The organism is Streptomyces sp. CA-106110 (assembly GCF_050936285.1).
Classification (GTDB): Bacteria; Actinomycetota; Actinomycetes; order Streptomycetales; family Streptomycetaceae; genus Streptomyces.
This window is the reverse complement of the sequence record NZ_JBNJNB010000001.1, coordinates 962,885-984,971: the sequence shown is the minus strand read 5'-3', so window position 1 is coordinate 984,971 and position 22,087 is coordinate 962,885. Positions and strand designations below refer to the sequence as shown.

The 22,087-nt window shown below is 70.0% G+C and carries 15 protein-coding genes; 9 read left to right on the top strand and 6 right to left on the bottom strand.

All coding sequences use genetic code 11. The annotated features are described in order from the left end of the window. Positions 1 to 82 precede the first annotated feature (82 nt). The gene (locus ACQEXA_RS04685; RefSeq protein ID WP_432936959.1) at positions 83 to 3,847 is read right to left on the bottom strand and encodes a S8 family serine peptidase; all 3,765 of its coding nucleotides are present in this window, start codon (positions 3,845 to 3,847) and stop codon (positions 83 to 85) included. A gap of 618 nt (positions 3,848 to 4,465) precedes the next feature. On the opposite strand from ACQEXA_RS04685, the gene ACQEXA_RS04680 reads away from it, so the two are divergent. Beyond that, entirely contained in the window at positions 4,466 to 5,467 is a 1,002-nt protein-coding gene (locus tag ACQEXA_RS04680; protein ID WP_433128784.1) for a LuxR family transcriptional regulator, read from the top strand. Positions 5,468 to 5,657: 190 nt separating this feature from the next. Here the strand turns inward: ACQEXA_RS04680 and ACQEXA_RS04675 are convergent, their stop codons facing one another. The 4 genes from ACQEXA_RS04675 to ACQEXA_RS04660 all read right to left on the bottom strand — a co-directional run bounded on the left by ACQEXA_RS04675 (position 5,658) and on the right by ACQEXA_RS04660 (position 7,630). Then, positions 5,658 to 6,365, bottom strand: a complete 708-nt coding sequence (locus tag ACQEXA_RS04675; protein ID WP_432936965.1) for a DUF4232 domain-containing protein — start codon at positions 6,363 to 6,365, stop codon at positions 5,658 to 5,660. Positions 6,366 to 6,528: 163 nt separating this feature from the next. Then, the gene (locus tag ACQEXA_RS04670; protein ID WP_432936968.1) at positions 6,529 to 6,675 is read right to left on the bottom strand and encodes a hypothetical protein; all 147 of its coding nucleotides are present in this window, start codon (positions 6,673 to 6,675) and stop codon (positions 6,529 to 6,531) included. A 147-nt stretch (positions 6,676 to 6,822) separates the two neighbouring features. Continuing rightward, complete coding sequence (locus ACQEXA_RS04665) at positions 6,823 to 7,278, bottom strand: DUF1003 domain-containing protein (RefSeq protein ID WP_432936971.1); 456 nt, start codon at positions 7,276 to 7,278, stop codon at positions 6,823 to 6,825. Between the two features lie 79 nt (positions 7,279 to 7,357). After that, positions 7,358 to 7,630 (bottom strand): hypothetical protein, encoded by a 273-nt coding sequence (locus tag ACQEXA_RS04660; RefSeq protein ID WP_432936973.1) that lies wholly within the window; start codon positions 7,628 to 7,630, stop codon positions 7,358 to 7,360. 304 nt (positions 7,631 to 7,934) lie between these two features. On the opposite strand from ACQEXA_RS04660, the gene ACQEXA_RS04655 reads away from it, so the two are divergent. Further along, entirely contained in the window at positions 7,935 to 8,549 is a 615-nt protein-coding gene (locus ACQEXA_RS04655; RefSeq protein WP_432936976.1) for a hypothetical protein, read from the top strand. A gap of 109 nt (positions 8,550 to 8,658) precedes the next feature. Here the strand turns inward: ACQEXA_RS04655 and ACQEXA_RS04650 are convergent, their stop codons facing one another. After that, positions 8,659 to 12,516, bottom strand: coding sequence for a S8 family peptidase (locus ACQEXA_RS04650; RefSeq protein WP_432936978.1), 3,858 nt, complete (start codon positions 12,514 to 12,516; stop codon positions 8,659 to 8,661). 595 nt (positions 12,517 to 13,111) lie between these two features. Here ACQEXA_RS04650 and ACQEXA_RS04645 point away from each other — a divergent pair. From ACQEXA_RS04645 to ACQEXA_RS04615, 7 genes are all read left to right on the top strand, one after another. Then, entirely contained in the window at positions 13,112 to 13,261 is a 150-nt protein-coding gene (locus ACQEXA_RS04645) for a hypothetical protein (protein ID WP_432936981.1), read from the top strand. A 425-nt stretch (positions 13,262 to 13,686) separates the two neighbouring features. Next, the gene (locus ACQEXA_RS04640; RefSeq protein ID WP_433128782.1) at positions 13,687 to 15,798 is read left to right on the top strand and encodes a glycoside hydrolase family 27 protein; all 2,112 of its coding nucleotides are present in this window, start codon (positions 13,687 to 13,689) and stop codon (positions 15,796 to 15,798) included. A 259-nt stretch (positions 15,799 to 16,057) separates the two neighbouring features. Further along, a complete protein-coding gene (locus tag ACQEXA_RS04635; RefSeq protein WP_433128780.1) occupies positions 16,058 to 17,350 on the top strand; it encodes an ABC transporter substrate-binding protein in 1,293 nt (430 codons plus the stop codon). 2 nt (positions 17,351 to 17,352) lie between these two features. After that, entirely contained in the window at positions 17,353 to 18,249 is an 897-nt protein-coding gene (locus ACQEXA_RS04630; protein ID WP_359393678.1) for a carbohydrate ABC transporter permease, read from the top strand. Further along, a complete protein-coding gene (locus tag ACQEXA_RS04625) occupies positions 18,249 to 19,163 on the top strand; it encodes a carbohydrate ABC transporter permease (protein ID WP_432936989.1) in 915 nt (304 codons plus the stop codon). The genes ACQEXA_RS04630 and ACQEXA_RS04625 overlap by 1 nt, the downstream gene beginning before the upstream one ends. Continuing rightward, the gene (locus tag ACQEXA_RS04620) at positions 19,160 to 21,271 is read left to right on the top strand and encodes an alpha-galactosidase (protein ID WP_433128778.1); all 2,112 of its coding nucleotides are present in this window, start codon (positions 19,160 to 19,162) and stop codon (positions 21,269 to 21,271) included. The genes ACQEXA_RS04625 and ACQEXA_RS04620 overlap by 4 nt, the downstream gene beginning before the upstream one ends. Before the next feature lie 56 nt (positions 21,272 to 21,327). Beyond that, entirely contained in the window at positions 21,328 to 22,086 is a 759-nt protein-coding gene (locus ACQEXA_RS04615; protein WP_433128776.1) for an SDR family NAD(P)-dependent oxidoreductase, read from the top strand. Position 22,087 lies beyond the last annotated feature (1 nt).

Below are 22,087 nucleotides of genomic sequence, written 5' to 3'. Positions count from 1 at the left end.
CCGTACGCCGCCGCGTGGACGAGGGCCCCTGTCCGCGGTGGATGCCGCGGACAGGGGCCCTTTCGTCAGCCGCCCGCCGTCGCTACTTCAGGCCGAAGGCGCGGATCAGGGTCTGGCTCACGCTGTTCCCCTCCGTGTCCTGCGCCGTGGTGCGCAGGCTCGCGAAGCGGGCCCGCGCCGGCGCGTCGAGCTGCGCCTTCCAATTGCCGCCCGACTGGCGCAGCGTCGCCTTGTGCCACGTGGCGCCGTCGTCGTACGACACTTCCAGCGTCACCGTACGGATCGCCCCCGTGCCCGCCGCGCCCGTCAGGTGCGACGGGGTGACCGTCAGCCCAGTCCGCTGGTGCGCCTTGCCGGACAGGTCAGTGGGCACCGTGTAGTCGAGCTGCACCAGGGGCAGAGGTGTGAGGACCGTGTAGTCCGTGGTGGCGGAGGTGAACGCCCACTCGGTGCGCGTCCGTGTCGAGTACGGCCGGTCCGGCAGGTTCCGCTTGCCCTCCACCACGATCCGGTAGAGCAGCGGGTCCGGTGACAGCCCCTCGGCAGAGATGATGCCCTCGTTGAAGCCCTCGCCGAGCAACTGGTCGCCCTGGTAGAGCGAGATCTTGGTCGTGTCGGCGTCGACCCAGGCGACGCCCCCGTGACCGTCGGAGTCGCCCCACGCAGGCAGCCGCGACGTGTTGATGATGTCGCCCGTCCGGTACGGGGCCCGCCAGCTGATGTTGTCGTTCAGCAGCCGCGGGTGCTGGATGGGGGAGAACCAGGTCTCACTGGTGGTGCTGCCCGGCTGGTACGAGTGCGCCACGCCTCCCTGGTAGAGGTCACGCATGCTGGCCGAGGAGACCCAGCGGGCGTCCGTGCCCGCCGAAACCCACGACGTCAGCGTGCCCTGGGCCGCAACCGCCGTCGGCTGGATGAGCATGGGGCTGTCGAAGACGGCGGACACATCCTCGCGGTACTGGACGGCCTCGCCCTGCTTGGTGTTGCGGAACTCATCGTTGATGCGGGCGAGTTCGCCGGGGCCGGGCCGATAGGACGGATCCCGGGGGACCGCCCCGTCGTAGTGGCGGACCAGGTCGTACACGTAGCGCGGATACGGGTGCGAGACCACCTTCAGCGTCGCCGTGCCGGTCTTGCTGATCCGGCTCAGCAGCCGTGCGCTGTCGTCGGTGCCGAGCGAGGCCACCGGCAGCGGGGCGGCGTCCGGCAGGTCCGCCCACGGGTCCAGCTTTCCGTAGCCGTCGTTCAGGATCAGCAGCTGCCTGGCGCCGGCCTTCGACGCGGCCGCGGCCTGGTCCGGGGCGGGCACGGTGTCGCTGCGGCGGACGACCGCCACCTGGCCGCGCACCGTCACTTTGCGGAAGTCCGCGGCCGAGCCGTCGCCCGCCCAGACGGCCCGGTAGCTGCCCGTGCTCTCCGGCAACTTGGGGGACAGGCTCTGGATGACGACGTCGTCGTAGGTCTGTGAGCCGGCGGAGAACGTCAGCGGCGGCTGGACCTGCCGCCAGCGGGTCGCGAAGACGTACGAGCCCTTCGTCACCTTCGGTGTCGGGGTCACCCAGAGGCTGTCGTACCGCCAGTACTCGGGCATGTAGCTGTCCAAGAACGGGAACAGGCCGCTGTTGGTGCGGGACTGGTCCACCCGCATGAACTGGTTGGCGGTCCGCTGCGGGGTGTAGGCGGCCGCCTTGCGCAGGTCCGCGGCGTCGAAGCTGACGGTGCGGTCGGTGTCGAGGTCGATCTGCGGTGCGGAGAACATCGCGAAGCCCAGCGTGTGTGTGCCGTCGATGCCGGGCACGGTGGTGTTCATCCACGCCGAGTACGTGCCCGGGGACAGGCGCAGGCTCATGTGGCCCGAAGCGTCGATCTCGTACATCTTGGGCGTGGTGTTGTGCTCGACGTCCTTCAGGACGAGGGTGCCGGGCAGGGCGGCCCCGTGGCGGTCCTTGGCCGTGACCGACAGGGTGACGCGGCGGCCCTCCTTGTTCACGCCGACCGGCGTGCGGGAGAGAACCGTGCCGTCGGCGCCGGTGGCGGTGAGCAGGCCGGAGTAGGCGGCGTTGTCCTGTGCAGCGTCGAGGTGGGTGATCACACCGACGGTGGCGGCGCCGTGCGCGGGCACGGTCAGCCGGGTGTCGGTGAGGGTGAACAGGCCCTCGGGCAGCTGGTCCCGGCTCAGGGACAGGTCCACGGTGACCGGCTCGGCCCCGGTGTTGGTGTAGGTGACGTCCTTGCGGACACTCTGACCCGGCGTGTACGGGTAGTGGGCCTGTGCGAACGCGTTCCCGGAGGCGACCAGCGTGGCCTTCACCGCGGCGGCGACGTTCAGCCGCCCGCTGCCGGCCTGATAGGGGCTGAACCGCTGGGTGCTCGAGGTGGTGCTGACCAGCGCGTCCTTGAGCTGCTGCCCCGTCCAGTCCGGGTGTTTGGCGGCCAGCAGGGCCGCGGCGCCCGCGACGTGGGGCGTCGCCATGGAGGTGCCGCTCATCGTCTGGTAGGCGCCCTCGCCCTCCGGCGCGTACTGCGAGCGCGCCGCCAGCACGTCCACACCCGGGGCGGTCAGATCGGGTTTGATGGCGTTGTCGCCCACGCGGGGACCGCGGCTGGAGAAGCTCGCCAGCTGGTCCACGCCCTTGCCCGGGCCGTGCACCGCGCCGACGGTCAGCGCGGCGTCCGCCGCCCCGGGGGCGCTCACGCTGTAGGGCGCTGGGCCGGAGTTGCCGGCCGCGATGACGAACAGCGCCCCGGTCTCCTCGCTGAGCCGGTTCACCGCCTGGCTGAGGGGGTCGGTGCCGTCGGTGGGTGCGCCGCCCAGGCTCATGCTGACGATTTTGGCGTGCTGGTCGCGGGCGGCCCACTCCATGCCGGCCAGGATCCAGGAGTCCTGGCCGTTGCCGAGGTTGTCCAGGACCTTGCCGATGTGCAGCGAGGCACCGGGCGCGACACCCTTCTCCGTACCGCCGGACGCGGCGCCGGTGCCGGCGACGGTAGAGGCGACGTGGGTGCCGTGGCCGTGCCGGTCGGTGACGTCCTCGTCGGGCACGAAGCTCTGCGTCGCCGCGATACGGCCGGCGAAGTCGGGGTGCGCGCCGTCGATGCCGGTGTCCAGGACGGCGACGTCCACGCCCTGCCCGGTGTCCCCGCCCGCCCAGACCTCCGGGGCGCCGATCTGCGCGGTGGTGTCGGACAGCGTGGCCTTGGCCTTGCCGTCCAGCCACACCTTGGCGATCCCTTCGGTCAGCCGTCCGGACGGCGACGCCGCCCCGGCCGTACGCGCCCCCGCTGAGCCCGTCGGGGTGCCGGTGAGGGAGGACCAGAAGTCCGCCGCCTGTGCGTGGTCGGCGGATATCGCGGCACCCTGGATGCTGCTGAGTATCCGGGTCCTGCTCGCCCCCTCCGGGGCCTTTGCGTTGCGGGAGCGGGCGGCGGCGTCGGTGTAGGTGACGATCAGTGGCAGGTGGTCGCTGCGCGCGTCGTCGTAGCCGTCCGCGAGCAGCTCGGTGACGTTGAACAGGTGCTCGTCCAGCGCCCCGGACGCGATGTAGGGCAGCGCCGCGTCGGGATACACATAGATGTCGTCGCCGACCGTCATGACGTGCGCGCCACCGGTCCTGCCCTGGGGATCGGTCACCGACGTGACCGAGCGCCTGCTGCCATGGGCGGTCACCGTGGCCTTGTCGCCTGTGATCAGCGTGACGGTACGCGTGAAGGCCGGACCCGGGGTGACGGTTGCTCTGGGGGACGGGGACGTCGGAGCGGCGTCGGCCGAGGTGGCAGGACCGGCGGTCGTCAGCACCACCAGTGCTGCGACGGCGGCTGTCAACCCGCGTCTGCGGGACGGAGGCATGGGCAAGGGAACCTCACGGACTAGATGTGCAGGAGATCTCCGCAGTCAGCCATCCGTTCGCATCACTGTAAAGACAGCTCATTGGCACTTCTGTGCCATGTCACCAAGTGGCATTCTTTCAATTCGGCACAATGGACCTCTAAGTGGGACATCCTGCACGGTGTGAGAAGGTGGCAGATCCCCAAGAAATCCCACGTGTGAGCAGGGCCGCTACCTTGCGCAGGGTGGCCCGGATATGCCGCATCGGTATGTTCCGCCCGAGGCAGCACCCGCGGGCGATGACAACGTGTGATTCGATTGCGCGTGGTGACGAATGGTCACACGGGCAGGTCCGGTGCCGCCCCGGCAGTCGTGCCGGCTCAACGCCGCGAGCGGTCATGATGCTCCGGACGCCCGGCCCGCGTGCCCGAAGCCCGGCGTCATATTCTTGACCTTCTTGTACCGATCGTCAGGTCCGTCGAACCGATCGACGATGTCGTTCTGTGCGGCGACGCGACGGCAGCAGATCGAGCGACCTGAACTGGCAGCCGACAACCGGGCTGGTTCCTTTGGCCGCCGCCCCTGCTTGTCATTTCCTGATCGATGTCACACGGCAAAGGCCAGAAGCGGAGAGCAGCGATGGAAAACGATGCCTCCTTGGCCTTGGTCGGCCTCGATGCGGAGGCGGAGGCTGTCTATCGCCACCTACTGACACGCGGTGGTGGGACTGTCGACAACGTTGTGGCGGCATGCGGACTGGCGTGGGAGCAGGCGTTGGCGTTGCTCGAACGTCTGCACCACTCCGGATTGGTCAGCCGTCGATCCTCAGGGGAGTTCCTCACCGTGGATCCCCGTCACGCGCTGCAAGCACTGGTGGAGTCACGCGAGCGTCAACTGGCTGCCGTACGGGACGCGGCGGGATCGCTCGGCGCGATCTTCGACGACGCCAGACGGGCCAGTACGACCGAACCTGCCACCAGGACGATCAACGGCCCGGAGGTGGTCGGTGACTACTACTACCGACTCAAACAGGCTGCCCGATCCGAGCTCTGCGCTCTGGACCGCCCTCCCTTCCTGCTGGCTCCGAACGGACCACTCGACGAGGCGGCTGTCCGGCGCGGGGTGCGGGTGCGTGTCGTCTACGCAGCCGCCAGTTTCGATGCTGAAGGTGGCTGGCAGGGGTTGGGCAGTCTCGTGTCGCGTGGGGAAGAAGCCAGGGTCGCACCGACGCTGCCGATCAAATTGGCGATGGCGGACCGGTCGGCGGCGATGGTCTCGTTGAGCCTGGACGCTGACAGCACCGAGTGCCTCTACACCGAAGCGCCTCCCTTGCTGGAGGCATTGACCGAGCTGTTCGAACGTTACTGGGCCACCGCGCCCGCACTGAATGGTGGCCCCGACTCCGAATCGTTGCCGTCACCAGGCCCGTCCGGCCAAGGCGACCAGGAGCGGGAGCCCAGTGACGGGGAGCGGAGCCTGCTCGCGCTCTTCGCCGCTGGGGTCAAAGACGAGGCCATCGCCCGCCAGTTCGGGGTTTCGACGCGGACGCTGCGGCGGCGGATCCAAGACCTCTACACAGAGTTGGGGACCACCAACCGGTTCGGCGCTGGTGTCGCGGCAGCTCGACGCAACTGGGTTTGAGCGTCCCCGTCCCGCCCTGCCCCGCTCAGACCATTCGCGCGGTGTGGCTGTCTCGTTCGGTCCCCTGTTCGGCCCGGCTCCCTCATGCTGTCCGCCCACGGTTTGTCAGACGTCCTGTTCCATGACAAACCCCGCTGCCGCAGAGCGGTCGGCGGTTGCTCTGCGGCAGCGGGGTGTGGAGCGGGGTGGGTCAGTCGCCGGTGCCCGCCTGGAAGGCCGTCAGCTTTGCGGCGGACGATACGGGCACCGGGCCGCCTGTCCAGTCCACCTTCAGGGAGTCCTTCTCGTCCGGCGGGGTGATCAGGATCCCCGTGGGCGTGGCCGTGCTGGCGCCACTGACCTCGGGGTTGCCGAAGCTCAGCCCCGCCCAGGCGCTCTTGCCCGGCGACAGCGTGATCTTCGTGAGGCTTCCGGAGCCGCGCTTGGGGTCCGGTCCCAGCTGCTTACCGGAGGCGTCCACGAAGGCGGCGCCCGGGTAGCCGTCGATGGTGCAGGTGCGTGCGGAGAAGTTGGTCACGACGAGGGGGAAGTTCTCCTGCCCTGCGCCCGGGTTGTTCTCGCCGACGTGCCCGCGCAGTTCGGACGTGTTGCAGCGAGTGCTCGCGGCGCCGCCTCCAGAGGCGGGTGTGCTGCCGGAGCCCTGCGGCGAACCGGTGTCGGCGGAGGTGCCGCCCGTGTTCGTTGTGCTGTCGGCGGCGCTCGAGTTGTCGCCGGAGGCCGGCTGGGCCGTTCCGGACGCCGTCTGCGGAGCGCCGGCGGTGCCTTGGCCGTCGTTGCAGGCAGTGAGCAGGCTCAGGGCAGCTACCGCACCGAGCGCTGACACCACGCGTCGTGCCGTCAGGAAGGTGGCTGTGCTGTCGGGGTCCGGGCTCGCCGTGCCGCGCCGGAAGGTCGCCATGTCTGTTTGCTCCTTGGAACTTGCCGCTCGAGACGAGCGTGTGTGAACGGCGCCGTGCGCCCGGTCCTCCCTGTCCGATGCACGCCGGCGCGGAAAAGTTTGCGCGTATCTCAGCGTGCTGTGAGGGCATTCTCACAGTGCCGTGTCAGCTGGTGACCCGCACTCAACCCAGGTCGCTGTCGGTCGAGTTGCTGCCGCCGTCCTGGCGCAGCTGTACGTATGCCCGGGGCTGGTCCTGCCCATCGGCCGGACTCAGGGAGGCCTCCGCGGCGGGTCCGTTGTCGCCCGCGCGGTCGTTACAGATGCGCATCCGCCCCCGCCAGGCCGTGCCCCGGTGGCCGTGGCCGATGGCCTTTCCCTGAGTGGTGTGAGCGATCAGGGCAGTGAGTGCGTCGGCTCCGGGCCCGCATGAAGCCGCCCCGGCGCGTCGTCGGCGCAGCCGGTCTCCAGGCAACGTTCACAGGGCCTCTGGGTCCACCGGCTGTACCCCGGACCCCGGGTCCAACGCACTCTTGCTCTGCTGGATGATCTCCTGGACGTGACGCTCGATCTCCTCCGGATTCAGGCCGAGTGCCTTGCCCGTGTGCACCGCCCAGACTTCGGCGCGAAGATTGGTCTCGAAATCCAGATCGGCCCGCACCTTCTCTCGTACGGCTTGCCGATTCTGGCTCACCATCACGAACGTGGACAGGAAGATGGCCTCCAGGCTCACGATCGTGGTGAGGAGCCCGAACGGATAGGGGTCGAAGACCGCTGACGAGCCGAACAGCCCGAGGTTGAGAGCGATCCACACCGCAAACCAGACGGCATGGACGTAGACGAACCCCATCGTGCCCGCGAGGGCGGTGATCGCGTCGGCGAACCGGTCCTGCGACGTGCGCATCCTGGCGAACACCAGCTGCTCGTGACGCAAGCTGGCGTCGAGGCGATGAGCAGCGCCGGGAGCGGAGCTCGATCGGGAGGCGCGGTCTCCGGAGTGTGCGGTCATTGTGTCAGCCGTTGTCAGCCTTCCCGTGCCGAAATGGCGGGTCAGCCTGCGGGGCGCGCGGGTGGGCCCGCTTCACCAGTTCGTGGTAGCCGAAACACGGCCCCGAGCGGCGGTGCGGAGGAATTCCGGGGTGACCGGGAAGCCGTTCGACGAGGAAGGTCATCCGCGCAGCACCCTCGGGGATGAAGGGCGGGTTGGTGTTCTGCACCAACCTGGGCCCGAACGTCGCCGGGCTCTCCTGCTCGGCAGTCCTGTCCACTGAGTCGCTCTCCGACACTGTGCTGCACCTCCGTAGGGCTGCCCCGGAACGAACGATCTCGCATCGCCCACCGCCTTTGGGCCGGTGTACGGACCTCTCGTTCGGCGGTGACCGCGTTCGTCGATTCCGGGTTCACACGACTTGCGTCGTAGTGAAGACAGGGCAGGGCCCGTATCTGTGACGCGCCCTGCGCCGTCTGCCTCGCGCGGCACGGAAGAAGAGACAGGGCTGGACAACCTGGAGCCGCTCTGCCAGTGGCACAACAACGGCGAGAAGACATTCCCTGTCGCTCTGCGGCTTTCACGGGGCCCGGTCAGAGTCGGTGCTCGCCGGCGCCGAAGGGCAGGCGTGGCTGCGCGTGCCCGAAGCAAGATCGCTCTGGCAGGATACCGACATGGGGAACACACGTGCGTGGCCCGTGTTGCGGACTGCGGACTTGGCTGAGGCGTTGAGCCTCGCGCAGCGGTTGCTGTCGGTCGCGTCCTGGTACGAGCCGAGCGGCTGCTACCTGGATGCCTGGGCGCGCAACGATGATGACCTGCGGCGTTTGACTGACGCCTTCCCGGGAGTGGACGTCACGTCGTACGGAACGGACGGTGCCGGCTTGCCGGCGCGCGTGTGCCTGGGCGCCGGGACCTTCGCGCAAGTGCGCGAGGCTCTGGGGACCTGGGCGGACATCACCCGGTGTTATGTCCTCTGGCACAACCTGAGGTGGCCTTCGGTGCCTGACCTCGGGTTGGCAGAGGAGTACAAGTACGCTGAGTTGCAGATCGCGTGCAACAGCCACGACATCCACTGTGAAGAGTGGGCAGCCGAGCACACTGTCTTCGTTCATACACGCCCAGGGGACGATGAGCGGGTCGCTTGGTTGGCGGCACAGGTCGACGCCCGAGTTCGGGTGGTAGTCCGACGAACGGACCGACTCTCTGCCTGGTGAGGCCAAGCCCTTCGGCCGGGCCGCATGGCACGGCGGGTGCCAAGGCCTCAAGGGCCCTGGCACCCGCCGTGGCTAAGCCGTGTCAGTCCGCGTCAGCGATCTCGGCGGCTCATGCGGTCCCGTGGTGCAGGTAGGCGCGGTTCACGGTCTGCTGGACGCTGTTGCCGGCGGCGTCCGTGGCGGTGACCCGCAGCGTCACGTAGGCGTCGCCGTGCACGCTCGACGGGCGCGTCACGGTGGAGGTGAACTGCCCGTCACCGCCGTGCCGCGCGGTGCGCGCGGTGGTCCAGCTCTTCCCGTCGTCGTACGACGCCTCGACCTTGAGCGTCACCCCGCGGGGCGTTGTCATGCCGTCCTGCATGCGGACGGTCAGGCCGAGGGCGTGCGTGCGCGCCGGGCCGACCGCGTTCTGTGCGTCGACCGGTACGTTGTAGTCGACCTGGAGCAGCGGCAGCAGGGTCGTGTCGGCCGCGGTGTCCGAGTGGAACGTCCACGACGTGTGCGTGCCGGTGCCGAAGCGCCAGTCGTCCGAGGTGCGGGCGGTCGTCAGGTCCAGTCGGTACTCGGCGTCGCCCGCGGGCACCTCGAAGTTGCCCCACGCACCGTTGTCGGACGTGGCGATCTGCTCACCGTTGCGGTACAGCTCCGCCTTGGCCGTGTCGTCGACGGAAGCCGTGCCGGCGCCGCCGCCGATTCCGCCGATTCCGCCGAAGGGGTCGCTCTCCGCGAACGACCAGTGGTCGGCACCGGAGTCGTTGAATTCCGGAACGTAGACCGACAGGGTGTCGCCGTTGCGCACCGATGGCAGGCCCTTACCGTGCGGGATCGACGGGCGGACCACTGCTCCGAACCACCGCTCCGTGGCGCTCTGGCCGGGCTGGTAGGTGTGCGGCGCGTCGTGCATGCCGGCCCCGAGCGGGAGGTCGGGGTCGAAGACGACGTTGTGGTGCACTACGTGCTGCCACTGCGTGTCTCCGGTGCTCACGTACTCGACGCGTTCCTGTCCCACCGGAACGTAGCGGCTGTACTGGTCCCACGCGGTGTCCTGGAACGGCCGCCACGCGAAACGCTGCTCGCTCTCCCAGTCCGTTGCACCGGTGCGGGTGTAGGTGCTGTGGACCTCCGCGCTGTTCCGGTCCGAGACGGTGTAGACCACCTGCTTGGGAATGGAGCCCTTCGAGACCTGCATCACGTCGTACAGGTACGGGCTGCGGACCGTGCCGGAGAACTCCACCGTCGTGGCGCCCTTCGCCATGCGGTCCAGCAGAGCCGTCCCGATCTTGAAGGAGGTCTGCATGGTGGGCAGGGCCATCCGGTCACCGTTGGGCTGCCACCGGGTCCAGTCGGAGAAGCCCTCGGGCTGCACCAGAAGCACCGCCTTGGCTCCCGCGGCCGCCGCGGTCTGCGCGAGAGCCCGTCGGTCGAACCAGGTGGAGTTGTCGTCCCGTACGACGGCCAGCTTGCCGCGCGCCCCGCGGAAGTCGGGCGCCGCCGCCAGGCCGGCGGCCACAGCGGTCAGCCGCGCGCCCTGGTCCCCGAAGACCGGGGAGGTCGCCTGGTAGTACGGCGCGAACTGCTGCGCGCTGCCCGCGACCTTGGCCCGCAGTTGGGGGGCCGTCATCTGCCAGCGCGAGGAGAACTCGAAGGAACCGTCGGTGACCGGAGCCGTGGGGCTGACATAGAGCCGCTTGACGGTGTCGAAGAACATGGAGCCCTGGAGCAGGCTCTGACCGTCGATCTGACGGTAGAAGTTGGTGCTGAGAACGCCGTGCTGCTCGGCGGGGCGCGGCGTGCGGATCTTCACCTCGGTGGCCTTTGAGGCGTCCAGGGTCACCGTCATGTCCTTGGTGACCTTCACCTCGGGGTCGACGATCTGGCCGACCTCTTCGCCGTCATCGGTCCGGTCGTAGAAACCGGTGTTGACGTTGTACGTGCCCTCTTCCACGACGGCGACTCCCGCGTCGCGGTCCGTGTAGTCCACGAACCCGTCGGGGCCCCAGATGGTCGGCAGCGAGCCAGGCACGACCTTGCCGTTGCGGTCGCGGTAGACCACGGTCAGCCGGTGCTGGGGGGCGTGCACCACGAGGGAGACGGTGGTGTGGGCGAGCACGGTGCCGTCGGCGGACTTCGCGGTGATGTATCCGTAGAACTTGCCGCGGACTGCGTGGGCCGCGTCGGTGTGCAGCGGCACGTCGGCGGTGGCACCGGGGGCCAGTTGCACGGTGCTGGAGTCGAGGCTGACCACCCCGTCGGGGATCGCGTGCCCGGTCTCGGTGGCCAGGTTGGCGGCCAGGGAGAGGGTGAGCGGGTGATCGCTGGTGTTGGTGTAGTGAAGGGTGGTCGCCTGCGGCTGCCCCTGCGTGCCACCGGTGGTCAGCGGGGCGAGGGTGACCGAGCCGGTGGCCGTGACCGGGCCCATGGCCGCGGCCACGTCGATGCGGCCGCCGCCCTGCTCGGTCACCTTGGTGCCCGGCACCGTGTGCGCGGTGCTGATCAGGGTGTCCTTGAGCTGCTGGGCGCTCCAGTCCGGGTGCTGCTGGGCCAGCAGCGCGGCGGCGCCGGCGACGTGCGGGGTGGCCATGGAGGTCCCGGACAGCGCCACGTAGTTGGCGTCGATCGGGTCGCCCAGGGTGGTGCCGGCCGCGCGGGCGGCGACGATGCCCACGCCGGGGGCGGTCACGTCGGGCTTGACCGCGGCGTCGCCGAAGCGCGGGCCACGGCTGGAGAAGGAGGCCAGGGAGTCGTCGCGGTCGACGGCGCCCACGGTCAGCGCGGCATCGGCTGCGCCCGGTGTGCCGACGGTGTACTGGCCCGGGCCCGAGTTGCCCGCCGCGACGACGAAGAGCGTGCCGGTGGAGGCGGTCAGGTTGTCGACGGCCTGGCTGAGCGGGTCGGTGCCGTCGGTCTGCTCGTCCGCACCGAGGCTCATGTTGACGACTTTGGCGTGCTCGGCGGTCGCCCACTCCATGCCGGCGATGATGCCGGACTCGTCGCCGTAGCCGTTGTCGTCCAGCACCTTGCCGATCAGCAGGTCGGCCTTGGGCGCGACACCGCGTCGGGTGCCGTTGGACGCGGCGCCGGTGCCGCCGACGATCGAGGCGACGTGCGTGCCGTGGCCGAAGTGGTCGTCGGTGTTCCCGCTGCCGGAGAAGTCCTTGGCCTCCGCGATGCGGCCGGCGAGGTCGGGGTGATGGGCGTCGACACCGGTGTCCAGCACGGCCACCTTGACGCCCTGGCCTTCGTAGCCGGCCTTCCAGGCGGTGGGGGCGTTGATCTGCGCGGTGCTCCGGTCCAGCAGGGCCTTGACCTTGCCGTCCAGCGAGATGCGCGGGGTGACCGTGGTGCGGGCGGTGTCCGACGCTCCACTGGGGTTGAGCGTCTTCCAGAACTTCCCCAGGTCGTGGCCGGAGACCCGCACCGACCGCGCGTGGATGCTGTCCAGTCGGCGGGAGGGCGTCGCGGCCGTGTTGAGCGCCACCAGCCGGTCGGCAGTGGCCGAGGCTGTCTTCGCTGCCTGTGCGGTGACCCGGGCCCCCTCCCGTGACGGTTCCGGCTGAGAGGAGACGATCAACGGCAGGGCGGAGGTGTGCGCCTCGTCGTAGCCCTCGGCGATCAGTGCCGTCACATTGAACAGCCGCCGGTCCAGGGTGCCGGCCGACACCAGCGCCTGGGCGTCGAACGGCATCACGATCAGCTGCTTGTCGCTCCCTTCCAGCGTCTGGAAGGGGATGTGCTCGCGCCCGGGTCCGGGCTGCACCGACGCGGTGTGCCGTCCCCCGGGCAGTGTGGTCACGGTCACCCGGTCACCGGTCACCAGTCGCACGGTCGCGGAGGTGGCCCCCGGCACGGCAGCGGGATGAGCGGGGGTCCCGGCGGCTGCCGACTGCCCCGCGAATACGGCTGGCACAGCTCCGGCGACCAGCAACAATCCCGTCGATATAGCCGCCGTTGGGCGGATTCTAGACATCAGTGAGACACCTCTCGTACAGCTGGAGGGGCAAAAGCTGTGCGAAAGCATCCGTTGATGATGCTCAACCTGTCACTGACCTCGGGTGTCGCAACTGCGACATGTTCCAACTGCGACACCCGCCGCCTGCGCGCCGCCGTCATACAGTCAGCACGACCGGGTTGTCCTGAATCAGTGCGTTTCTTCCCAGAGAGAGCCACGTGATGAGGACGAGTGCGACGGCGGATGACCCCACCAAGTGTGGTGACGGTCTGTCACTTGCCGAGAGTGCTTGACGGGCGGGGGTGCGGCCCGGGTCGGCCAGGAACGCCTTCACCAGCTCAGGTGCGGCCTCGGGCCTGCACATCGCCCGGGTGGCGGTCATCGCGAGCGGCAGGCCCTCGCCGTCGGCCGAACGTGGCGGCTGTGCCGCCGCGGGGCCTGCCCATGGCGTATGAGGTGCTCATTCTCACAGGCCACCCCCTTCGCCGTCACAGAGGGCAAGGTCGTCCGGTCCTGGTAGATGCAGGTCGATTCCGAGCCGCCATGCCGGGTGATCGTCGCCATCCCGCTCCCAGAGGGAGTCGGTCACCCCACTGCCAGGAGGAGAACCTTCATGAGTCCCCCCTTCATCGCGATCGCCTGTCACTCCGGCTATGACCATGCCGAGAGCGGCGACAACCTCTACACGCTTCAGTACTTCGCCACTCCGGCGGCCGGGCGCAATCGCGGTGGGCTCGTGCAGCTCCACCGGCTCCGAGAGTGATCTCGACCGCTCCGGCTTCTGCCTGAGTGCGGGCAGACCGGGCGGTCCCTCTCCATTGGCGACGCCCTGGCTCCGCCTCCGGCAGCGCGCCGGTGACCCGCCGGCGCAACGGGTACGGCCGCCGGACAGCACCCCGTTGCGGTGCGGCCGCAGGCGCCGTACGCCGGCGAACCGTTGCCGCACGCGGCGGTTCGAGGCCGTCCGGTGCCGGGGCTGGGACATCGCCGTACCCATCGAGACCGCCCAGGGAGCAGTGGCTGCATCACTGCGCGATCCCGTTTTTAAGTTAATTAGCAATTAATATTGACAGGCTTCAGGGGCCTGGGCACAGTTTCGGCCGTGGCACCGGCGCCCGGTACGACCGGAGTGCGGTGCCCCGTACCCCCAACTATCGGGAGACTTCAGTGGCTTCGCATCGTGCAGAGATGGCGCGTGTGCGGCGGACCGCGGCGGTGCTCGGCGCCGCGGTGCTGGTCGGGTCGGCGGTTCCGGCGGCACATGCCGCGGACGACCAAGGCGCGCCGCAGTACTACGACAGCGGCCTCGCACCCACGCCGTACATGGGATGGAACACCTACTACGGGCTCGGCGCCCCGACCGAGGACCAGGTCAAGAAGGTCGCCGACTACCTCGTCAGCAGCGGGCTGCGCGACAGCGGCTACAACATCGTCTGGCTGGACGGCGGTTGGCAGGCGGACCAGCCGCGTGACCCGGAGACGGGCCGGCTCGTGGCCAACCCCACGCGCTTCCCCTCCGGCATCCCCGCCCTGGTGACGTACCTTCACAACCGCGGCCTCAAGGCGGGCATCTACACCGACGCGGGTGAGTACGACGGCGGCCATTGGTGCGGCCTCGGCAGCCGCGGCCACTACGAGCAGGACGCCCGCCAGTTCGCCGGCTGGAAGGTCGACGCCATCAAGGTCGACTTCCTCTGCGGCATCGGTGCGGGGATCGACCCGGGCCCGGCCTTCAAGGAGTTCAGCGCCGCCGTCGCCAAGTCCGGCCGGAAGATGCTGCTCAACCTGTGCAACCCGCTCACCGACGACTGGGGCATGCCGCACACCCCCGAGCAGGACGCGCACAACACCTTCGTCTACGGCCCGACGATCGCCGACTCCTGGCGCACCGGCACCGACCTCGCCTGGGGCAACCCGACCGCGGGGGAGTGGCCGAACATCCTGCGCAGCATGGACGCCAACGCCTGGCACCCCGAAGCGCAGGGCCCCGGGCACTGGAACGACCCGGACTACCTCATCCCGATGCGCAAGCTCGCCGAAGGCGGCTACGAGCTCAACGAGGAGGAGTCCACCACGCAGTTCGTGATGTGGGCCGAGATGGCCTCGCCGCTGGTCATCGGCAGTGATCCGCGCACACTGCCGCAGTCGATGCTCGACACGCTGCGCAACCCCGAGATCCTCGCCGTTGACCAGGACCCGCTGGGCATCCAGGGCGCCCGCGTGGCCACCGACTCCGTCGGCGACGTCTACAGCAAGGTGCTCCAGGGCGCGGGCAAGCGGGCGGTCGTCCTGCTCAACCGCTCCGACCAGGCGCAGGACCGCACGGTGAACTTCGCCGACGCCGGTCTTGCGGGCAAGGTCGCCGTCCGCGACCTGCGGGCCCGTACCTCGCGCGGTACCTTCACCGGCTCGTACACGGTGCGCGTCCCCGCACACGGCACCGCGTTCCTCAAGCTGACCGGCACCGACGACGCCCCGGGTGCGCAGCTGCCCGGCCGTTCCTCGGCGAGCCCGGCGCTGGTGCGCGACGGCGACGACCTGACCGTCTTCACCCGTGGCACGGACGGGTCCCTGCGCGCACAGACCGCGCGCGGCGGTGACTGGTCCAAGGCCCAGACCACCGACCTGGGCGGCCCGACGCACGGCCGCATCCTCGGCCAGCCCGCCGCGCACGCCTCGGCCGGCGGACGGATCGACGTCTTTGTGCGCGGCACCGACGACACCGCCTACCGGCGGGTGTATGCGAACGGGCACTGGGGTCGCTGGGAGAACCTGGGCGGCACGCTGACGGACGCGCCGACCGTCGCCTTCGCGGGTCCGGACGACTGGACGGTCTTCGCCCGCGGCGCGGACGGCAAGCTGTGGTCGCGCGGCCCGGCCTCCGGCTGGACCTCGCAGGGCGCCCCGCAGGACAAGGCGTTCTACGGCCGTCCGTCGGGCGTCGTGGACGACGCGGGCCGGCTGCACGTGGCCGTTCGCACCCCGGACGACTCGGTCTGGACGCGGACCCGCGACGCCTCCGGCGCCTGGTCCGACTGGACGGCTCTCGGCGGCACGATCAGTGGCAGCCCGACGCTGGTGGCGTCCGGCGACACGGTGCACCTGTATGCCCGTGCCGGTGACTACACGCTGTGGATGCGCAGCTGGACCGCGTCCGGCGACTGGGCCGGCTGGAGCAAGGACAACGACTTCGTCAGCGGTGCCTTCGACGGCGCGCTCGGGGCCGTGGCCGGGCCGGAAGGTGGCGTGCTGGCCGCCTTCCGCGGAGTGGACGGCCGCGTCCACCAGACCGAACTCTGAGCTTCGCGCGCCGACCCCGCTCCACCTGGTTCGACCCGCGTCGATCCGCACCACCGCACCACCGCGTCACCCGGCATCACCCAGCAGCAACAGGTGTGCCTCAGGGTCTTCCCGGCCCTGAGGCTCACCTCCGGAAAATAAATTACTAATTAATCTTGACGGCGCCCTGACCCCTGCGACAGGCTGTGCCTGCCGCGCCCGGAGCCGGGCCGTCAGGGGGCCTCAAGCTCCGTCCCGTGGGCACCTAGGGAGTAGACAGATGACCGACTTCACCGCCACCCGCCGCCGATTCCTCATAGGAACGGGCGCAGTCGGCGCCGGCGCGCTGCTCAGCAGCTGCGTCACCAACAGCTCGTCCTCCTCCGGAGGCAAGTCCGGCGGTCCCGTGACCCTGCAGTCCAACCTCTCCTCCCCGCAGGCCAAGACCGCGATGCAGCAGATCGTCGCCGCCTTCGACAAGCGCGGCGACACCAAGGCGCAGCTCAACACCGTCGCGTCGGAGACCTTCCGCACACAGCTGCCGACCTACCTCACGTCGGCCAACCCGCCGGACGTCTACACCTGGTACCCCGGTTCCGTCGCCGAGTCGTACGCCAAGAAGGACCTGCTCCTCAACCTCGACGACATCTGGACGAAGCCCGAGCTCTCCGGCTACTCCGACGCGTTGAAGAAGCTGTGCACCTCGGCCTCCAGCGGCAAGAAGGTCTTCGTGCCCACCAGCTACTACTGGTGGGGCATGTTCTACCGGAAGTCCAACTTCGCCAAGTGGGGCGTCCAGGAGCCCAAGACCTGGGACGAGTTCCTCGGCCTGTGCGACAAGCTCAAGAGCAAGGGCGTCGCCCCGATCGGCCTCGGCGCCGGCGGCGACACCCCGTGGGTCGCCTCGGCATGGTTCGACTACCTCAACATCCGCGTCAACGGTGCCACGTTCCACCGCGAACTCCTCGCGGGGAAGCACCGTTTCGACGGCCCCGAGGTCCGCAAGGTCTTCGACAAGTGGGACGAGGCCCGCCCGTACTTCGACCCCAACGGCACGGCGATCCCCTTCCAGGACGCCACCACCGCCCTCCTCCAAGGCCGCACCGGCATGATGCTCATCGGCACCTTCTTCGCCGACGCCGCGCCCAAGGACGCCCTGGGCGACCTGGACTTCTTCCAGTTCCCCTTCATCGACCCGAAGGTGCCGGTCGCCGAAGAGGCGCCCACCGACGGCTACTTCGCCAGCGCTCGCAGCAAGCGCGCCGACGGCGTCAAGGAGTTGCTGCGCTACCTGGCCACCGCTGAGTCGCAGGAGCTGTACATCAAGAGCTCCTCGGGCACCGTGCTGCCCACCCACCCCGACGCCAAGGACGCCGGCACCCCGCTGGTCGCCAAGGGCCGCAAGCTCGTCGAGAGCGCCGCGGAGATCACCCAGTTCTTCAACCGCGACTCCAGCGACGCCCTCCAGCCGACCGCCGACACGGCGCTGGTGCACTACCTGGCGAAGCCCAAGGAGATCGGCTCCATCCTCACCACGTGGCAGCGCAGCGCACAGAAGATCTGGAGCCAGTGACAATGGCGCTGATCGGCTCCACACGACGGTCCAGGGCCACTCGGGTGCCCCCGGTGGTCCTGGCCTTCGTCCTCATCCCGCTGCTCGCCGAGGCGTTCTGGGTCTTCTGGCCGGCCCTCCAGGGCTTCTACCTCTCCCTGACGTCCTGGGACGGCCTGGGGTCCGCGAAGTTCGTCGGCCTCGGCAACTACAGCGAGATGGTGCACGACTCGGTCTTCCGCACCGCCGCGATCAACACGGTGCTATGGCTGCTGCTCTTCGGCGGGCTCTCCGCCGCCCTCGGGCTCGGTGCCGCGATGCTGCTCCAGAAGGAGCGGCGCGGCATCGGGTTCTACCGGGCGGCGCTCTTCCTGCCAGTGGTCTTCTCGCTGGTGGCGACCGCGCTGGTGTGGCAGGCCATGTACCAGCCGGACGGCATGATCAACAACATGCTGGAGGCCATCGGTCTCGGCGGCTGGAAGCACGCCTGGCTCGCCGACCAGGACACCGCCTTCTACGCGGTGATCGTGCCCGCACTGTGGCGCCAGGTCGGCTATGTGATGGTGCTGTACCTGGCCGGCCTCAAGGGCATCGACCCCGTCCTCTACGAGGCGGCCAAGGTCGACGGCGCCACTCGCTGGCAGCAGTTCCGGTACGTCACACTGCCGCAGCTTCGCAGCGTCAACGCGGTGGTCCTGTCGGTCATCATCATCGACTCGCTGCGCTCGTTCGATGTGGTGTGGGCGCTCACCCGCGGCGGCCCCTACCACTCCTCCGAACTGCTGAGCACCTATATGTACTCCACCGCGTTCCAGTCCCTGCGCCTGGGATACGGCTCCGCGCTCGCCGTCGTCATCTTCGTGCTGGCCTTCGGCGTCATCGTGAGCTACCTCGTGCGCGCCTTCCGGGAGGCCGACTGATGACCGCCACCCACGCCACCAGGCACACCGAGGACATCGAGGGGCAGGCCGGCCCCGCCGAACTCGCGTCGCCCCGCCGCCCCGTCCTGGACGGCCGCAAGCTGCGCACCGCCGGCTTCCACCTCACCGCGAGCCTGCTGTCCGCGCTGTGGCTGCTGCCGATCGCCCTCGTACTGGTCACCAGCACCCGGACCTTCGACGACATCGCCGCGCATGGCGTCGGCAGCTGGCCGCACTCGTTCACCTTCGACAGCTTCCGCCAGGCGTGGGTGGACGGCGGCCAGCAGCGCGCCCTCATCAACAGCCTGGTGGTCACCATCCCCACCGTGCTGCTCTCGCTCGGCCTCGCCTCCATGGCCGCCTTCGCGCTCAGCCGCTACGAGCTGCCCTTCCGGCGCGGCCTGCTGCTGCTCATGCTCGGCGGCAACCTGCTGCCCCCGCAGATCCTGCTGATCCCGGTCGCCAAAGTCAGCGAAGCGCTCGGCATCTACGACCATTTGTACGCCCTGATCGGCGTGCAGGTCGGCTTCGGCGTCGGCTTCTACGTCTTCGTCCTGCACGGCTTCATGCGGGCGATCCCCAACGAGATCCAGCAGGCCGCCGTCATCGACGGGGCGGGCCCGTGGCAGATCTACTGGCGGATCATCCTGCCGCTGGCCCGCCCGGCACTGGCCGCGCTGACCGCGCTGTCGTTCACCTGGATCTTCAACGACCTGCTGTGGGCCATCACGGTGCTGCGCACCGACAGCCAGATGCCCATCACCGCCTCGCTGATCGGACTGCAGGGCCAGTACGTGTCCATGTGGAACGTGATCGCGGCCGGCTCGGTGATCGCCGCCGCCCCGACGGTGGCCGTCTTCCTCCGCTTCCAGCGCCACTTCGTGGCCGGACTGAACCTCGGAGCCGTGAAGTGACCGCGCACGACCGGTGGCTGCTGCGTACCGACACCACCACCTATGCCGTCACCCGCGGCGGCGACGGACGCTGGGCCGAGCTTGCCGCCTGGGGGCCGCACGGCGCCGAGGACGGGCCGTCGCCCTTGGACTGGTCGCGCCGCACCCACTTCATCACCCCCACAGACGCCGCCCCGGCGGAGTACATCCCGTACGGGCTGCGGCCGTTCACCGGCGCCGACCTTGTCGCCTCCCGCCCCGGCGGCGACCGCGGCAGCTGGTGGCGGTTCACCGGCGCCACCCAGGACGGCGAGCACGCGCTGCGCCTGGAGTTCGCCGACGACCTCCTCGGGCTGAGCACCGCGCTCTGCTACGAGACGGTGCCCGGCACCGACGTCGTCCTGCGCTGGACGGAGCTGACCTGCACGGGCGAGGACGAGGTGCGCCTGGAGCGCTTCGACTCCGCGGGCGTCAACGTGCCCGTCCAGGGCGGCGCGCGGCTCACGTACCTGGCCGGCCAGTGGTCGCAGGAGTTCCAGCTCAAGGACGTGGAACTGGAGCGCGGGCGCTTCGAGATGGAGAGCACCCAGGGCTCGGCGGGCCACGCCTACCACCCCTGGCTCGCCGTCCAGGACGCCGCCGCCCCTGCCGAGGGAGCCACCCCCACCTACGGCATCGCCCTGGAGTGGTCCGGCAACTGGCGGATCACCGCCGACGCCGAGCCCGGAGGCGCCGTACGGGTCCGCGCCGGGCGGGTACCGAACGAGGGCGCCGTCCGCCTCGCGCCCGGTACCACCCTCGTCACGCCTCGCCTGGCCTGCGCCTTCAGCCCGGACGGTCTCGACGGCCTGGCCCGCGTCTGGCACCGCTATGAGCGGCACCTGACCGGCGAGCGTATCGACCGGCCCCACAAGGTCCTCTACAACTCCTGGGAGGCCACCGGCTTCGACGTCGACGCCGCAGGCCAGCTGGAGCTCGCCAAGGTCGCCGCCGAGCTGGGCGCGGAACTCTTCGTCGTCGACGACGGCTGGTTCACCGGGCGTCCCGACGACACCGGTGGCCTCGGCGACTGGGACCCGGACCCGGCCGAATTCCCTGGCGGATTCGACCGGTTCATCGAGGACGTGCGCGCCCTCGGCATGGACTTCGGCCTGTGGGTCGAGCCCGAAGGCATCAGCCCGCGCTCGAAGCTCTACGCCGAACACCCCGAGTGGGTCTACCGGATCGACGGCCGCCCCGCCACGCTCGTGCGCAACCAGCTTCTGCTCGACCTCGGCCGCGAGGACGTCCAGGAGTTCGTCATCGGCACCCTCGACCGGCTGCTCGGCTCCCACGCCATCGGCTACCTCAAGTGGGACATGAACCGCCCGCCCACCGAGCGCGGCCGCCCCGGCCACCCGGCGGGCAGCGACCCGGAGCGGCAGGACCTCGATGCCGCGCACGTCGCCGGCTACCTCCGCGTCCTGGACCATCTGCGCACCGCCCACCCCCATGTCACGGTCGAGGGCTGTGCGGGCGGCGGCGCCCGCGTCGAGCACGCCACGATCGCCCGCACCGACGTGGTGTGGCCCAGCGACAACACCGCGCCCATGGACCGGCTGCGCATCCAGTACGGCTACCTCCACGCGCACGCTCCGCACACCATGAGCTCCTGGGTCACCGACGCCCCCGGCGTCTTCGACCCCCGGCCGCGCTCGCTCGCCTTCCGCTTCGTCAACGCCATGGCGGGCGTGCTCGGCATCGGCGCCGACATCCGTCACTGGACGCCGGAACAGCGGGCCGAGGCCGCGCAGTGGGTCGCCCGGTACAAGGAGATCCGGGAGGTCGTCCACCACGGCGAGGTCCATCTGCTGGGCAGCCCCGCCGACCCGACGTGCGGTGTCCAGTACGAGGAACCGGGCGGTGGCCGCGTGGTGGTGACGGCCTGGAACACCGGGCCGCTGGACGGCGCGCCCCTGGTGCCCGGACGGCCCGCCCGGCTGCGGCTGCGCGGCCTCGCGCCGGACGCCGTCTACACCGACAACGCCACCGGCACCCGGTACAGCGGCGTGTATCTGCTCCACTCGGGGCTGCCGTTCGCCTGGACCGCCGAACACGACGCGGAGTTGACCGTTCTGGCCCGTCAGTGACGACAGCGGAAGAATCTGCACCCCACCGGCCTTTCGAACAGGAGAAGATCCACCCCATGAACCCAGCCGCCCGCTTCACCAACCGCGTCGCGGTCGTCACGGGCGCCGCGTCGGGCATCGGCGCGGCCACCGCGGCACGCCTCGCAGGGGAGGGCGCGGCCGTCGTCCTCGTCGACATCGCCGCCGAACGCGGCGAGGAGGCGGCCGAGCGGCTGCGCAAGGACGGGGCCCGGGCCCTCTTCGTCGCCGCCGACGTCGCCAGCGAGGCCGACTGGCAGCGGGTGATCACTGCCGCCCATGGCTTCGGGCCCGTGGGCGTCCTGGTCAGCAACGCGTACACAGTGGCGGTGGCGCCGGCCCACGAGACCAGCCTCGCCTCCTGGGAGCGGCAGCTCTCGGTCAACCTCACCGGTGCCTTCCTCGGCGTCAAGGCCGCCCTGCCGGACCTGCGTGAGCACGGCGGGGCGGTGGTGCTCGTCTCCTCCGTCCACGCGTACCGGGGCATCCCGGGCCATCCGGCGTACGCGGCGAGCAAGGGCGCACTGCTGTCGCTGTGCGGACAGCTCGCCGTCGAGTACGGCCCGGACGTCCGGGTCAACGCGGTGCTGCCGGGGCCGATCCTGACCGCAGCCTGGGACCGGGTGGCGCAGGCCGACCGTGAGCTCAGCGTCGCGGAGACCACGGCCCGCCGCTTCGGCACCCCCGAGGAAGTCGCCGCCGCCGTCGCCTTCCTCGCTGCCGACGAAGCCTCCTACATCACCGGATCGAGCCTGCTCGTGGACGGCGGCTGGAGCGTCGCCAAGGCCTCCGCCTGAC